At 67.1% G+C, this 15,606-nt stretch carries 11 protein-coding genes; 9 read left to right on the plus strand and 2 right to left on the minus strand.

Annotated features, from left to right (window positions below; genetic code table 11):
* Nucleotides 1–143: 143 nt before the first annotated feature.
* The 4 genes from ACVMYR_RS09195 to ACVMYR_RS09210 all read left to right on the plus strand — a co-directional run bounded on the left by ACVMYR_RS09195 (nt 144) and on the right by ACVMYR_RS09210 (nt 3,300).
* The gene (locus ACVMYR_RS09195) at nt 144–971 is read left to right on the plus strand and encodes a fibronectin type III domain-containing protein (protein WP_396789431.1); all 828 of its coding nucleotides are present in this window, start codon (nt 144–146) and stop codon (nt 969–971) included.
* Nucleotides 972–988: 17 nt separating this feature from the next.
* Complete coding sequence (locus ACVMYR_RS09200; protein WP_457121553.1) at nt 989–2,665, plus strand: cellulose binding domain-containing protein; 1,677 nt, start codon at nt 989–991, stop codon at nt 2,663–2,665.
* Between the two features lie 114 nt (nt 2,666–2,779).
* Nucleotides 2,780–3,025 (plus strand): hypothetical protein, encoded by a 246-nt coding sequence (locus ACVMYR_RS09205; RefSeq protein WP_457121554.1) that lies wholly within the window; start codon nt 2,780–2,782, stop codon nt 3,023–3,025.
* Between the two features lie 26 nt (nt 3,026–3,051).
* Nucleotides 3,052–3,300, plus strand: coding sequence for a hypothetical protein (locus tag ACVMYR_RS09210; RefSeq protein ID WP_457121555.1), 249 nt, complete (start codon nt 3,052–3,054; stop codon nt 3,298–3,300).
* Nucleotides 3,301–3,487: 187 nt separating this feature from the next.
* Here the strand turns inward: ACVMYR_RS09210 and ACVMYR_RS09215 are convergent, their stop codons facing one another.
* Both ACVMYR_RS09215 and ACVMYR_RS09220 read right to left on the minus strand, forming a co-directional pair.
* Nucleotides 3,488–5,548, minus strand: coding sequence for an NACHT domain-containing protein (locus ACVMYR_RS09215; protein WP_457121556.1), 2,061 nt, complete (start codon nt 5,546–5,548; stop codon nt 3,488–3,490).
* Nucleotides 5,549–5,550: 2 nt separating this feature from the next.
* Nucleotides 5,551–6,336, minus strand: a complete 786-nt coding sequence (locus ACVMYR_RS09220) for a hypothetical protein (protein WP_457121557.1) — start codon at nt 6,334–6,336, stop codon at nt 5,551–5,553.
* Between the two features lie 1,257 nt (nt 6,337–7,593).
* Between ACVMYR_RS09220 and ACVMYR_RS09225 the strand changes: the two genes are divergently transcribed.
* From ACVMYR_RS09225 to ACVMYR_RS09245, 5 genes are all read left to right on the plus strand, one after another.
* Nucleotides 7,594–9,204, plus strand: a complete 1,611-nt coding sequence (locus ACVMYR_RS09225; RefSeq protein WP_457121558.1) for a carbamoyltransferase C-terminal domain-containing protein — start codon at nt 7,594–7,596, stop codon at nt 9,202–9,204.
* A 269-nt stretch (nt 9,205–9,473) separates the two neighbouring features.
* The gene (locus ACVMYR_RS09230) at nt 9,474–10,109 is read left to right on the plus strand and encodes a glycosyltransferase (protein ID WP_457121559.1); all 636 of its coding nucleotides are present in this window, start codon (nt 9,474–9,476) and stop codon (nt 10,107–10,109) included.
* An 11-nt stretch (nt 10,110–10,120) separates the two neighbouring features.
* Nucleotides 10,121–12,235, plus strand: a complete 2,115-nt coding sequence (locus ACVMYR_RS09235; protein ID WP_457121560.1) for a family 16 glycosylhydrolase — start codon at nt 10,121–10,123, stop codon at nt 12,233–12,235.
* Between the two features lie 571 nt (nt 12,236–12,806).
* Nucleotides 12,807–13,874 (plus strand): hypothetical protein, encoded by a 1,068-nt coding sequence (locus ACVMYR_RS09240; RefSeq protein ID WP_457121561.1) that lies wholly within the window; start codon nt 12,807–12,809, stop codon nt 13,872–13,874.
* Complete coding sequence (locus ACVMYR_RS09245; protein ID WP_457121562.1) at nt 13,871–15,274, plus strand: hypothetical protein; 1,404 nt, start codon at nt 13,871–13,873, stop codon at nt 15,272–15,274. The genes ACVMYR_RS09240 and ACVMYR_RS09245 overlap by 4 nt, the downstream gene beginning before the upstream one ends.
* The last annotated feature ends 332 nt before the right edge of the window (nt 15,275–15,606 follow it).

The following is a 15,606-nucleotide window of genomic DNA, read 5'->3' on the forward strand; positions in this document are numbered from 1 at the left end:
TCCCGCCGATTGAATTGATCGTGATCGGCGACGCCGGGAACAAGATCTGAATTCCCTGCGCACATCCCACACCGCACGTGCGCGCATCCCAGCTGTCGAGCAATACCTTGACGTACGTCTATGAATAGCGACATCGTCCACGCATGGTGGCCGCTCGTACCACGTCATTCTTCCGTCGCCTGCGGCCGGCCGTCGCGGCCGCGCTGCCGGTCGCGGTCCTGGGGGTCGGCCTGGGCGTGGGCCTGGCCGCCGCCCCCGCGGCCCGCGCCGACACCGCGTCGACGCCGGCCAGCACCGTCCCACCGTCGACCCCGCCGATCACCCCGGCGCCACCGACCGCGCCGACCGACCTCACGGCGACCAGGGTCACCGCCACCTCGGTCACCCTGACCTGGACGGCCTCCACCCCCGGGTGCTGCGCCATCGAGGCCTACGTCATCGAGTACGCCCCACCGTTCACCGACGCGATCCCGCTGACGATGGTCGGGAACGTCACCACGGCCACGATCAGGCTCTCGCCGACCAACGAGTACCGCATCAGGGTGTCCGCCAGGGACACGACGGGACACACCTCCCCCTGGTCGAACCGGATCGTCGTGATGACCCCGGCCACGGACACCGGCCCGGACACCCTGCCACCGACCGCTCCGGCGAACCTGATCGTCCAGGACGGGACGCTGTCCTGGACCGCGTCCACCGACGACGTCGGGGTGACCGGCTACCACGTCTACCGGTTCGACGGCTGGTACACCTCCACGCTGGTCGGCATCGCCACGTCGACGACGTACCCGCTGCCGCCGCCGTCCACGTCGGGGCTGCGCAACCTCTTCTACGTACGCGCCAGGGACGCGGCGGGCAACCTGTCGATCGCGACCAACACGGTCGACCCGTACGGGCCGACGCCGTCGCCGACGCCGGGCCCCGGCTGCGCCAGCTTCACGCTCAACGGCGCATCCTGCGCCACCGACTGACGAGAGAGGAGCAGCCCGTGTACGGGGGCTCTCTGTTCCGCCGCCTGTGGCCCGCCTTCGTGGCCGCCGCCGCCCTGCCGGTCGCGGTGCTGGGTGTGGGCCTGGCCACCACACCCGCGGCCGGCGCCGGCACCGTGTCGACGCTGGCCAGCAGCGTCCCGCCACCGACCCCGCCCAGCACACCGGCGCCACCGGCGCCGCCCACGCTGCTCACGGCCACCCAGGTGACCTCGACGTCAGTCACCCTGAGCTGGACCGCCTCCGTCACCGGCTGCTGCGCCATCACCAACTACACCATCATGTACCCCGAGCCGTTCAGCGACGTCATCCCGACCACGACGGTCGGAAACGTCACCACGGCCACGATCAACATCTCGCCGACCCACCAGTACAACATCAGGGTCGCGGCCAGGGACTCGGCGGGACACACCTCCCCCTGGTCGAACCAGATCATCGTGGTGGCTCCGGCCACCGACAGCGGCCCGGACACCGTGCCACCGGGCTCGCCGACGAACCTGACCAACCGGAACGGCACGCTGAACTGGACGGCCGCGCCGGACAACGTCGGCGTCACCGGTTACCACGTCTACAAGTTCGACGGCTGGTACACCTCCACGCTGCTCGGCACCGCCACGTCGACGACGTACCAGCTGCCGCCGTCGGCCACGACGGGACCCGGCCCGCGCATCCAGTTCTACGTACGCGCCAGGGACGCCGCGGGCAACCTGTCGGCCGCGTCCAACACGGTCGACGCCACCAGCTCGACGCCCCCGGCCGACCTCCCGCCGACCGCGCCGAGGGACCTGGCGGTCAGCCGGGTCACGTCGACGTCGGCCACCCTGACCTGGACTGCGGCCGAGCCCGGCTGCTGCGACGTCACCGGGTACACGATCGGATACTTCCAGGCGTTCTACGACCTGGGGGAAACCGTCCGGGTCGGCAACGTCACCACGGCCACGATCACCCTCAAGCCGGCCACGCAGTATCTCGTCGTCGTGAGCGCCAGCGACTCGGGCGGGCACAGTTCGCCGTCGTCGAACTCGCTCACCATCGTCACCCCGGCAACCGACACCGGCCCCGACACCGTGCCGCCGAGCGCCCCCGGGACGCTGACCGTCACCGACGTGACCACCACGTCCGCCAAGCTGAACTGGACGCCCTCGACGGACAACGTCGGGGTGACCGGCTACAACGTCTACCGCTGGGACGGGGTCTTCTACTCGACGCTGGTGGCGACCGTGCCGGGCACCAGCTACCAGCTGTCGCTCGCGCCGTCCGTGCCGAACCGCTACTACGTACGGGCCCGGGACGCGGCGGGCAACGTGTCGATCGCGACCAACGAGGTACGGGTCAACCCGACCACTCCACCACCCGACCCCACCTGCGCGGTGACCTACCAGAAGCAGTCGGAATGGCCCGGTGGATTCGTCGCCGACGTCACGATCAAGAACACCACCACGACCGCCGTCGACGGCTGGACCCTGGCCTTCACGTTCCCAGGCGACCAGCGGATCACCACGCTCTGGAGCGCCACCTACACCCAGGCCGGCTCCGCCGTCACGATCCGCAACGCCAGTTGGAACGGCACGCTCGCGGCCGGCGCGAGCGTCTCGTTCGGCTTCCAGGGTTCGTGGAGCGGCAGCAACGCGGTCCCCACGGGATTCTCCCTCAACGGCACACCCTGCCGGTCCTGACGACGCCGGATATCGTCGGTCGACGGGGACCGGCGATCCCGCGCCTCGCCCGCGGCGGGTGCCCGGGCGAGGCGCGGGATCGCGCCTTCGAGAACGTGGACGGGATCCGGTTCCGTGGACTCCACCACCGAAAGGACATCGCTGACCTCGCCGCGCGCGAGTGGCCGCGCGGCACCGGGCCTGGCCTTCTTCGTCCTGCTGACGGCGATGTCGGTGCTTCCGGTGAACATCCATCTGCCGGCGCTGCCCGACATCGCTCACACGTTCGGGGCCAGCTTCGCCCTGGTCAACCGCTGCGCGACCTCCACCCCGTCGCGTTCTTCGCCGTCTGCGTCTTCGTGGGAATCGGAAACGGCCTGACCACCCCCGTCGTGAACCTGGGGGTCATGTCCGACCACCCGAGCCGCGCCGGAACCGCGACGGGCCTGTCCGCCGCGACGGTCATCGGAGGCGGCGCGCTGATCTCCTCCGTCGCGGGTGTCGCACTGGGCACGTCCGGCTCGCCCCGGACGCTGCTGGCCCTGCTGCTGGCCTCGGCGTCGCTCGCCCTGGTGGCGGCGCTCTGGGCGGCAGCCGCCGACCGGGGCACCGCACCCACCCGGCCCACGCGAGATCCCCGCCGAACTGCGTGTTGACCTGATCGCCCGCCTGGACAACCGCGCGGCGGCGGACACCAACCGCCGGTGGGCTGGCGTGGCGTCGGCTACGGTGCCGCCCCGCACGCCATCACCTGGGACACAGGGTCGATCACCTGCTTCGCCTCGGCCATGTTGACGCACCACCGGCTACCCCGACGAGCGCCGGGCGCACCAGGCTGAGCGGTCACCGGGGATGCTCGGCCAGCCGGTCGCGGAGCCGGGGGTGCCGGAACTGGTACGCGGCACCGACCCGCCGCAGCACGCCCCGGTCGACGGCGTCGTCGAGGAAGGCCATGGTCCGCCACGGCAGGTGCCCCCGGGCCGCGAGGACGACCCGGGCGACCGTGTACCTGGTCCAGGCGCCAGCGCCGATCCAGCCGAGGATGAACGCGGTCGCGACCATTATCGGGCGGACGGTGCCGAACAGGATCGCCAGCGGTGCGCCGAACAGGATCGCCAGCGGTAGGATCATCAGTCCCGCCGCGAGGTCGCCGCGCAACGTCGAGGTCGGACTGACGGCCCGGGACGGATCGGTAGGCACCACGAGATCCCAGGTCCGGTCGCTCTTTCTGCGCCGCCAGTTCAGCCGGACGAATAGGGCGGCTGCCGTCAGCAGCAGGAGCACGCCCGCCGTGATGACCAGCGGGCCGGCCCCCGGCACGGTCAGCAGGACCAGTCCCGCCAGCATCGGCACGGCCACCGTCGTAACGGAAACGAGGATGTACCAGAGGGTGGCCCGGAGCCGGCGGAAGCTCATCTTCGTGCGATACGGGGTCTCGCTGGCGACCCAGCCCAGCCGCGTGCGGGCCCGCCGGCTCGCCCCGATCAGGCCCAGGGCCGTCCCCATCGCCAGGCCGGCGGTGAGGCTGTGCCCGAGCCCGACGAACAGTCCGTAGAGCGCGATGAGCAGCGGGGTCCAGAGGGTCCGCTGGTGCCGGACCGCCCGGTCGAGTCGCCACCAGGCGATCTCGTGCGTGTCGGTCCGGCGCAGATGCCGGGCCAGGAAGGACAGCGCCCGTTCCACATCCTGACGGTGCCACCGTTCGTCGGAGTCCCGGCGGCTCGTCGGGGTCGGCTCGGCCGGATAGACCGCCGGCAGCAGACCGTCGATGAGATGGTCGGCGATGGCGTCCCGGTCCGGAAAACGGGCCCGGTCGCCCAGTTCCCGCGGATCGGCGACGGTGGCGGCCGGGTCGGCGGTGGCGGCCGTGGGTGTCGCTGTCGCGTAGATGGTGTGGGCCAGCCAGGCCAGCAGCGGCGTCCGCAGGGCCTGGGCGAGCGGGGCGTCCGGATCGTTCGCCAACTCGGCGAAGGCCCGATGCCACCGCCCGGTTCCGCCTGCGGGGGCGAGGTAGTTCCGGGCCTCGGCCAGCGTGAGTGGCAGCACCTCCACCACCGCGGCCCGGGACAACCCGCAGCCGGCGATCCGGACCGCGTCCTGGTACGGCTCGACGCGGCTGGTCACCACCAGCGGCTCTTCGGCGCCGAGGCCGTTCAGCTCGGTGAGCGCTGTGTCGAGCAGCCCGTCGCCGATCATGTCCAACCCGTCGAGGACCGGCAGTACCAGCCGACTCTCGATCAGGTGGGTGGCCATCGTCCGACGGTCGCGCGAGCGGCCCGGGGCCGGGGCCGGTCCCCCCAGGTGGGGATGATCCTGGGCCAGCCGCTGCGCCATCCACTCCCGCAGGTGCTGCTCGCCCGGGTGCCAGGTGTCGGCGGGCAGCAGCACCGGGACCGGCTGGCCGGCCAGGCGCTCCCGCAGCAGATCGCGCACGAGCCGGGTGGCCAGCACGGTCTTGCCCGCACCGGCCGTACCCAGGATCACCAATCGTCGGTGCGGCAGCCGCCGGGCCAGAAGACCGGCGAGGTCGTCCAACCCGCCGGCCGGGAGCCGGTCCTCGGTGACCCCGACCGACGACCAGTCGACGTCGGCCATCGCCGAACCGGCGGCGGCGGTCACCGCCCAGCGGACCGGCAGCGGGCGGCGCAACACCTGGCTGCGCTCCTCGTCCCGCCGTCGCTCGGTCTCCACCTGTCTCGCCAGGGCCTCCAGCGCCTTCGACACCAGCACGTCGTTGGCGTGCGTGGGCGGGGCGCTCCGGTAGCTGACCTGGTTGACGATGTTGTGGTTACCGAAGGCAGCCGGCCCGTGCGTGGTGATCCCGGAGTAGCTGGCCTGGTGGACGCTGGTGCCCGGCTCGGGTGACGGTGCCACCCGGTCGGTACGGGGACGATCCTGCGCCATCGTCAGGGCCGGTGCGGGGTCGCGCCGTCGGCGGAACCGTACGTGGTGACCACGTTGCCGTTGCCGAACGCCGCCGGCCCATGCGCCGTGATGTGCTGGAAGGTCTGACCACCAGCGGAGGACTGGTGCGGGGCGGTGGCTGGTGCGGGCTGATCCGGGGTGGCGGCTGGGATGGGCTGTTCTGCGGTGGCTGTGGCGGCGTTCTCGCCCGGCAGGTGGATCCAGGCGACGGCGTCGAAGCTCTTCTCCGGCAGGCTGGCGGTAACCCGCAGGAAGTGCTCTGGCCGCAGGTCACCATAGTGCCGGACGACATCCTGGTAGAGCCGGTCCGACACGATCAGTGCCACCTGCGCGTCGGGAAACCGCCGCAGGGCGGCCTTGAGCTGCGGCGAGTCGACCAGCCGGCAGACCGTGACGACGGCCTCGCCGGGAAAGCCGTTCCCGCCGTCCAGGTGGACCAGACCCTCGTGGACGCCGATCCGCAGCCGGATGCGTGCCTCCGGGGCCAGACCATGGTTGTGCTCGCGGAGCAACCGGTCGACGGTCGGTGCCAGCCGGGTCACGACCGTCCGCTCGCTGGTGCCCTGTGGCAGGATCGCGAGCTGCCCATCGCCGCTCGGCTGGACCAGCCAGCCGTCGGGGCACAGGCCCAGCTCCTCCTGGGCCTGCTGCATGATCCTCGGCAGGGCCTGCTGGACACGCCACTGGAGCACGTTGTCCCGCCCGCTGTACCGCTCCACGTCCACGGTGAGGACGACGTGCCGGCTCGGGTCCGCGATGTCAGACACCCATTTCACCCTCCGCTGGGCACACCGGTCAGTCGCTTCGTTTCTACCACCCCGGAGCGAAGCGAATCCCCGCACAGTGAGGCTTCTTCACCGTGATGGCCTGGTCATGATGGGCGCGGAGGAGAGCTGGTGTCGACATAGGACGAGGTTCCCGGTGAAACAGCAGCTCTGAGGTTCCCCCGGTTCACCGGAGGGCTTGATATCGATACCAGGCGGGCGACACCGACAGCCGGGGCCGGTCCTCACCAACGCCCGCTGCCGCCCGTGGCACCCCACCGGCAGCCCTCATCAGGTGCACCGCGACGAACGTCATGACACCCACCGACGTCCACAAGCACCGCGCCGCGTCCCGCCAAACGGCGACCGGGTACAACGGCTCCCGAGCACCCACCGAGCACCGGACCATCGGCACAGGAACGAGAAAGGCCCTGACCCGGAGCGAAACCCCAGTTCAGAGCCTTGCTGCTGGTGCGCCGCCAGGGACTCGAACCCCGAACCCGCGGTTACCGAAAGTAGCGATCCGAACCTTGTCGCTGCCTGTCGAAAGTTGGCGCTGAGCTGCACAGACATGCCCGTGCTGTGATCGCTTCTCGTCAACGCTTATCACTCACAAACGTGGGTTTTCGGGGGGTAAAAGAGGGGATGCCGACAGCGCGTTGCCAGGTTCCACCGACCCTCGCCCGAGGTCCGGGCACTATCGGCACGAGTACGACGAGCGCCTGCTCCCACCGCGACCCGCCCGCCGTCGGCAGGGGTATGTGTCGGCGGCCCAACACGAACCAAATTCCCATATCCGCCCGTGGCGGACGTGGATGTCCTGTTGGCGTAGCCGCACACTCTGGTCGCGCTGGAAGCGCTCGTAGGGATTCCGACCAGCTCGCGGGCTCCTGGACCGGATCGACGTTGCGTTGCGGAGTCCCCACGGAGCTCCGCACATGGCCGCCCCGGGGGCACCGGCGGGCAGATGCGATCTTGGGTTGCCCTGTCCGATGCGGCTCCCGCAGCAGACAGCCACCGGCCATTCGAAATGGTGGCACCGTCGGCCGGCCCGCCGCCTTCACCCACTGGAAGGCGGATGCACTGCGAGGCGGAGAACCGGGTAAGTTGCATTCGATCACGAGCATGAGGCTGCTACAAAAGGAGTCACCGACGGATCGCTTGGCCACCGCCGCGCACGGAGCTGGGGGCGCCAGCGGGCAAGCGGCGGGTCTCCGCAGTCCTCGCTCGACTCACCGAACGAGAAGGGGTCCCGCGAGCGTGGAGATTGTGTCGTACAACCCGGGTCACGACGGAGCCTTCGTCCACCTTCGTGACGGTTACCTCGTCTCCTCTGTCGAAGCGGAGAAGGACTCCAACTACCGCTACACTCCGATGTCCAGTCGCGACATGCTCGACGCCTTCGGACGGCTGGAGCAAGTGCCCGACGTGGTAGGCACTGGGGGTTGGTGGCCGCGCGAGGCGCGCCCGACCGGGTCACCGTCCCACGTTGGGTATCGCGGCATCGCTAAAGACGAAATAACTGTGGAGCATCGCCACCTACTCGGCAAGTCGATTCCGTTCTTCTCCTCGTCTCACGAGAGATCGCACCTGCTCTGCGGATTTGGCATGTCGCCCTTTCCGCAGGGCTCACCTTGCTATGCACTGGTGTGGGAGGGGACGATCGGCGCGTTCTATGAGATCGATCCAGACATGAACATAACGTTGGTCGCCGACGTAATGAGCGAACCAGGTGATAGGTATGCCTCGATCTATGGGTTGGCAGATCCGACCTTTCCTAAGAATGCGCCTTTCTCCCGCTTCTCGGATGCAGGCAAGCTGATGGCGCTCGCCTCCTTCTCAAAAAGAGGCACGCCAACCCCCGAGGAGGAAGATCTGATGGCCTTCCTTCTGTCTTCGGAACACGTTCGGCTTGACCTCTACGACCGACTGGAGTCTTCCGCGTACTACAACGTAGGCACGGATGACACAGAGTTCCGCAACTTCGCGGGCATCTTTAGCGACAGAATATTCGATACCTTCTACCGCTTCGCTAAGGCGAATCTACGCAAGAACATACCTTTGGTCATCGCCGGAGGTTGCGGCCTAAACTGTGACTGGAACTCGAAGTGGAGGGAGGCCGGCATCTTTTCCGAGGTCTTCGTACCACCTGTTGCCAACGACTCCGGATCGGCAATCGGGACGGCGATTGACGCCCAACTTCACTTCACCGGCGACGCGAAAATCAAATGGGACGTTTATTCCGGACTGCCGTTCAGGATGGATTCGCCCCTCGCCGCCGGCCGCTACGACGTCCGAGACGCAAGTTACGAGGACATCGCCCACATGCTAAGTAGCGGCCTAATCCTTGGCTGGGTCAACGGCCGGTATGAGATCGGCCCGCGCGCCTTAGGCAATAGGTCCATCCTCGCCGCGCCTTTCGATGACAGCACGAGGGTGCGCCTGAACGAGATCAAGCAGCGGGAGCAGTTCCGACCAATCGCGCCTGTCTGCCTAGAAGATGATGCGGCGCGGTGGTTCGGCTGTGATCACGAAAGCCCGTTCATGCTTTACACCTACCGAGCCAAAACGGGCGCGCTAGCCGCAGTAACGCACGTAAACGGCACAGCACGCCTCCAGACCGTAAGCCCGAACACGAACGCCCAGCTCAACGAGCTTCTCCTTGCCTTCAAGGCACGCACCGGGTACGGAGTCCTATGCAACACATCGCTCAACTTTAATGGAAAGGGATTCATCAACAACCTGACGGACCTCGATACCTATACTACGGACCACAAGCTGGATGGCTTCGTCGTCGAGGGGCGCGCGTATCTCCTCCGGAAATCTGAGCGCTACATAGCATATCGGAAAGATGCGGATCGGTGGGGCTGACGAGACGCGAGGCAGAGGAGCCGATGACCACGCTAGCACCGGATGATGATTCTCGGCAAGGAACCTCGTCAGCGGATATCTATCCGCCGGGCTTCGAAGAGGACGATCGTCTGCGTTCTGACTTCATTCGAGAGTTAACGTTACGGCAACTACGAAGCCCGCAAGCATTTTCAAGATCCAGATACGCAGATCGTGTGGGATCTATACCCAAAACCCTGGTGCGGTTTTGGCACGACCCATCCGACGTGCCACCGGACGTCCGTAAGTGCATGGAGAGTTGGGATGCTCTGCGCGACGAAGGTTTCTCGTTCCGGATGTTCGGCGATGCCTCGGGAGCGACCTACATCGAGGAGCGCTATGGCCCGCGGGAGCTTGCCGCGTTTGCGCGATGTAGGCATCCCGCAATGCGCAGTGACTATCTACGCATGTGCTTCGTGCTAGCGGAGGGCGGCCTGTATGTCGACGCAGACGATGTGCTGCTTGGCGACCGCTGGAACGACCTCTTCCGCGACGGCACGCTAAAGGTCCACCCGCTGTGTTATGACGTGACTGCCGGCGGCATGGTGCCAGGGTCTGAACTGCGGAGAATCGACTTGCCGACGGACGGTCGCATCTTCTACGTCAACAACAACCCGATCGCCGCCCCACCCGGTCATCCAGTCCTGCGGCGGGCGCTCGCGCGTGCGACCGACGCCCTGCTTGGGGACGAGCCAGCGCCGGAGATCCAGGCGACCACCGGCCCCGGGAACCTCACCGCTGTCCTGGCAGCGCACGCCCGCGAGTCGCAGATCAGCGGCACCATGCCGGACTTCGAGTTGCTTCTCGACTGGGAGGAAATCGCGGAGCCGTGCTGGGACCTCGCATACCGCAGCGACGCTCGCAACTGGCGCAACATAGACAACTGACGAGGCATTCAGTGAACATCAACAACTTGATCAGTCCAATGCGGGCGCTCGCGTTCCGAACCTGGCGATCCTTGACCGTGTTCATCCCGGGTGGTCGAGTTCGGGCCTTCGGTCAAGGCACAGACCAGATTGGAGCGATCATGGTCGTCAATCTGGACAGGCAACCGAGGCGATGGCGACGCGTGACGAAAGAGCTAGGCCGGTTCCGAACATCCGAAGGTATTCCGCTGACGTCGATCACGCGCCGACTCGCTGCAGTCGATGCGCGGGACGGACGCGCCGTAGCGGCGACCGCTGACGTGGACACGATGTATCGAATCGGCGATCAGTTGCACGTGCAACCCGACGCCCGACTGGCAGAGTGCTTCGCTGAGAATGAACCGGTGCGGATGTCGCGGCAAGAGGTGGCGGTGGCACGGTCGCACGTGGAGGTTTGGAAGGCCGTCGCGAACGGGAGTGAGGACTATGTTCTCGTGCTGGAAGACGACGTCTGGTTCAAACCTGGCGCGCCAGCCGACATCGATCGCGGCTGGCGCGCCGCCCTCGACCGGTGCACATCCGAAGGTGGGCCGAAGCTGCTCTACCTTTCGTACTCTGACGCTGGCGGAACTGCGGCGCGCAACGATGCTTGTGACATTCTCTTTCGGCCCTCACGCGGACTGTGGTTCCTCTCGGGTTACGTACTCTCGCGCAAGGGAGCCGCCGCGCTCCTTCGCGCGATGCCTGTGGTCGGACCCGTCGACCTATGGATGAACTACCGGTTTGCAGAACTCGGCGCGCTGGCACTCACTTCGCCTGCAATCGCGCAGAGGTATGACGGAGCGTCGGATAATTCCTACTCGATCCTGCCCTACCTTGCTCGCGCTGGGATCGTCGATTCGGAGCACGGAGCCAAGCCTCCTGGCCAATCGCGCACTGGTCCAGTGCTGGCGTGGACCGGGGGCGGGGAGCGGGAAGGCCTCGCCATGGCGCTGTCGATGCTCGGGCTACGTGTCCGCGCGTTTGACGGGGATGAGGAACCGATGCAGGAGCCAGAACTGAAAGAGGTACTGAAGATCTTCGACGCCCTCGTTGACGCTCCGCTCGTGCCCGCTGCGCTAGCCGCCGCTATGGCGAACGAGCGCTCGGTTATCCTCCTGGAGGCGGATGCGCCGACACCTGCAGGTTTGGAGGTGGCCCGGCTGCCGCCGTCGCGGTCGGCCGTTTTGGCACCCCGTGATTCCTTTGGTGGGTCCTGGGGAGTTCTCTGTGGCGTGTTGGGCCTTGTCGAGCCCGTTGAGCCCTTCCCGGCTGGAGCTCCGCGAGCTTTCCGCCTATTCCGAGACCAACGTCCGACTGCACGACTCGGGCCGACTGCGCGGCGACTGCGCGAGAACCTCGCGATGGACGACTCGCCCTGGGTCCTTCCTGCGTCGAGCGGTTGGCGGCCGACGCAGAACGCGCGCCCTTCCGTGCGCAAGGCGGGCCTGACCATCGCCGAAGCTTCCATGAAAGATGCGTCGCCATCGTTCCCTGGTCTTATGGAGACTTTTCCGGGTAACCTCGCGTCGTTCGCGCGGGAAGGTCTTGAGCACAGCGACGAGGGCGTGCGACTAGTACTCGACGCTGTCGAAGGCGGACGGCGCCCATACGGTTCGGGGGCCTTCGCCTCAGTACGCTCATTCCCGCATGGACGCTTCGAGGCAGAGATACGGGCGGCGGCAGGCTCGGGCCTTGTTACTGGGTTCTTTCTGCATCGCGACACACCAAGGCAGGAGATCGACATCGAGTTCGCGGGCGCCGATCCCCGGCGAATGCTCGTCAACGTGTATTTCAATCCTGGCGACGACGCTATCGCCATGGGCTTCGGCTACCGCGGCTCGCCCTGTCGGGTCGATCTCGGCTTCGACGCCACCGCCGAGTTTCATCGATACGCTATCGACTGGCGGCCAGACCGGCTGACTTGGCTGGTAGACGGCAGAGTCGTCCATGAGCGTGTCGGCTGGGACCCGACACCGATCCCTCACCTGAACATGCGCCTTCATGCCAACCTATGGGCGCCCCGCTCCGAAGAACTCGCCGGACGCATTGACGAGCGCAAGCTGCCCGCAGCCGCCGCCTTCAGGAACGTGCTGGTGACCGAGTGAGCTACTGCCCGAGAACGCTATGACCCAGGCCAGGCTCCCCGACGAATACAGCACGTTCGAATACATGCGCTCCAGCAGCAGACCACCTCAACCCGTTCGCGCGAACCCGGCTTACCAGACCGCTTCACGATCTCTACACCACAGTCCGAGACGCCGGCACCACACGAGGGTGACTGCGCGGTAGCCCAACCCGCCGCCCTAGACGCCGACCGCACGATGCGGTCCGCGCCCATCGACCACAGCAACGACGACCCTGGGCCTCGTGCTCGGGGTCTTCATCGTTCATCGTCCAGTTGTCGGCGCGCGCCGCCGGTCGGCTTTGTCAGGGGTCGTGTGTAGCGTGCGGCTCGTGGCATCGAGTAGGCGTAAGGACATCCCGGATCCGGTGACGAACCGGTTGTTCGCGCTGTCCGGGAACCAGTGCGCGTTTCCGGGTTGCACGAATACGGTGACGCATCAGGTAGCTACGGGCGAGCAGCCCGTGACCCTGGCGCAGCGGGCGCATATCGTGGGTGTGGGTCGGCAGGGTCCACGATCGCGCGCGGCCCCCGGTCCGGTTGACCTTGACGCGGTGGAGAACCTGACGCTGTTCTGCGGTGAGTGCCATCGGATCGTGGACCACAATCCGCGCATCTACTCGGTGGAGGTGCTTGCCAAATTCAAGGCCGATCATGAGGCACGGCTGGCTCCGAAGAAGCTTCGCCCGCCACCGCCGCCCCTGGAGGTGGAAGCCGTAGACCTGTCGCTCCTGCCAATCTCGGACCTGCCGGGCACCGTATGGAAGGCCCCCTCGCGATTCCGTACCACGGCCGAGGTCAGCGAGCGGCTGCCGCGACCCACCCGAGATCAGGTGCTTCCGTTCGTACTAGTCAAGGGCGAGGTGTGGGCATTCCATGACCTGACCGACTCGAAGGGGCCGTTCAAGCAGGCGGTCGATCCGGTGTCAGCGGAGAAGATCGACTCGGCCACACTACTGAAGTCCGACGACCGCAACCTCTACGTCTGGTTGCTGAACTCGGCGTTGCGGATCGCGCTGTTGCGGCGCGGCGTGCGCCACGAACGTGATCACGACCGGTACTACTTTCTCCCAGACCACGAGACGATCACCCGTCGGGTCGAGGCGAAGACCAAGACGGGACGGAACCAGTCCGCGAAGAAGGTCGTGCGGCAGGAAGGCGAGCGGACGGACAACCTGCGGGATGTGTGGTGGCACCTGGCCGCCCAGCTTCGGTTCGAGCAGTTCGCGTCAAGCGCGTGGGGGCTAACGATCAGGCCAGAGTTCCACCTGACCAAGGACGGCCGGGAGCCGCTGGACCCGCGGCGGGTCGGGCGCAAGGTGACCAAGCGGAAGTCGCGGATGTACAACGAGGGGTACTTCGACGCGGTGCACTTCCTGCGGTACTTCCTCCTCGACGGCAAGCCGAGGCTGATCCTCCCCGTGGGCCGCCAGACGATCACCGTGGACGGGGACTTCCCGACCGCCAACGGCACTTGGCCGCAAATTTCCGACAAGCGGTTCGACCCGATCTCCATGCTCGACAGCGAGGACGAGGACGACGTGATCGACGCCTTGGCAGAGGCGCTGGACGTTGGTGAGGAATGGGACTGGGGCGCCGAGCACAGTGAGGACGACCGATGAGCCTTACCATGAAACCGCTGCGTCCGGTCGTCGAGTGGCTGGACGAGCCCGTCCTGGCGTTCGCTGACGGGCTGACGCACATCGACCCGAAGGTCGGCATCCCTGCCGCCGGACCGTGGTCGCGGGACCATTCCAACCATCCCGCCTCGGTCACCGCCGGGTTCATCGGCACCGCCGACTGCATCTCCAAGGCCCGTGGCTGGCTGTCGCGGGCAGCTCAGGGGGTCGACGGCGACGATGACCACCATCCGTTCTGCGGCTTCCAGCTCACCGGGCCGTTCGCGTCCCAGCTCCGGACCAACGGTCCGGAGGCGAAGATTACGGCGAACGAGATCCGCGAGCTGACGGCCGACAAACTCAGGCGACTCGACGGGCTCAAGCTCCTGCTGGATCGGATCGACGACCGGCTGGCAAAGCTCGCCAGCCTGGACGCCCCGCCTAACGTGGTGTTCATCGCGCTTCCCGCTGACATCACCCGCCGTTACTGGGCCGTCCACCAGATGAACCGGGGCGTCGAGACGGTCTGGAACCTCCGTGCGGGGATCAAGGCCCGCGCGATGCAGCGGGGCCTGCGGACCCAGCTCCTCCAGCAAGAGACGATCGAGTCGGATCTTGACGCCCACACCTCCGACCTCGACCATCCCGCCGACCTTGCCTGGAATCTGTTCACGGCCGTCTACTTCAAGGCCGGCGGGTTCCCGTGGGCACCGGTCGGCATCCCGGAAGGCACCTGTCATCTCGGTGTGACTTTCTACCGCCCCCACGGCGAAAAGTCCGCAATGCGAACCAGCGTCGCGCAGGCGTTCGCCGAGAACGGCGACGCGTTCGTGCTACGGGGCAACCCGTTCACCTGGGACGGGAAGTGGCCCCACCTCCCCACCGACGAGGCCGCCCGCCTGGTCGCTGACGTTATCGAGCGGTACACGCAGACCATGCAGCGCCCGCCCCGCCGGCTTGTCGTACACAAGCAGTCACGATTCTTCCCTGAGGAACTAGCCGGGTTCCAGGACGCCCTCAGCGGGTACGAGTATGACCTAGTCGCCCTAGCCCCGTCGACCGGCGTCCGCCTCATGCGCCACGGCGCTTACCCGCCCCCGCGCGGCGCCTGCCTCAGCCTCGGCGACCGCCGATACCTCTACACCACGGGGTACATCCCGTCACTCGGGCGCTACCCTCATGGCCACGTCCCGGCCCCGGTCCAGATCACCGACCACATCGGCGACTCCGCCACCGTGGAACTCCTCCGTGAAGTCCTGCTGTTGACCAAGATGAACTGGAACTCTGCCAGGTTCGCCGAAAGGATCCCAGTCACCCTCCGGTTCGCAAAGGAGGTCGGCGCGATCCTGCGAGACCTCCCCGACACCTTCCAGCCGGAATCGCGATATGCCTTCTACATGTGAGACGTCAGTCCGGAGCGTCCCCCGCGCGGACATCGGCGTGGGGTCCGGCTGAAGTGCTCCTGTAACAGCGCGTAGGGTCGGAGGATCTTGATCTCCTACCCCCAGTGACGTGGCCGGGGGAGGCCGCCTGGCAGGCCCACCACGAACCAGATTCCCATCTCCGCTCGTGGCTGACATGGACGTCATGTTGGCGTAGCGACACCCGAGTACGGGTGACGGCGAGTAGTGCACGCGCAGGGCTTCGGCGGTCTCCTGCGAATCGGTTGCCGAGCGGGCGGGACGGACGTGCTGCCATGCCTGTTCGTCCCTTTCCTGCCACCCAGGCACACGAT

It is taken from the genome of Micromonospora sp. PTRAS2 (assembly GCF_054052245.1).

What these genes read in the sequence shown, in the direction of transcription:
- ACVMYR_RS09230 (WP_457121559.1), top strand. Translation starts at nt 9,474, where the DNA reads ATGGAGAGTTGGGATGCTCTGCGCGACGAAGGTTTCTCGTTCCGGATG.
- ACVMYR_RS09210 (WP_457121555.1), top strand. Translation starts at nt 3,052, where the DNA reads ATGTCCGACCACCCGAGCCGCGCCGGAACCGCGACGGGCCTGTCCGCC.
- ACVMYR_RS09245 (WP_457121562.1), top strand. Translation starts at nt 13,871, where the DNA reads ATGAGCCTTACCATGAAACCGCTGCGTCCGGTCGTCGAGTGGCTGGAC.
- ACVMYR_RS09195 (WP_396789431.1), top strand. Translation starts at nt 144, where the DNA reads ATGGTGGCCGCTCGTACCACGTCATTCTTCCGTCGCCTGCGGCCGGCC.
- ACVMYR_RS09215 (WP_457121556.1), bottom strand. Translation starts at nt 5,548, where the DNA reads ATGGCGCAGGATCGTCCCCGTACCGACCGGGTGGCACCGTCACCCGAG.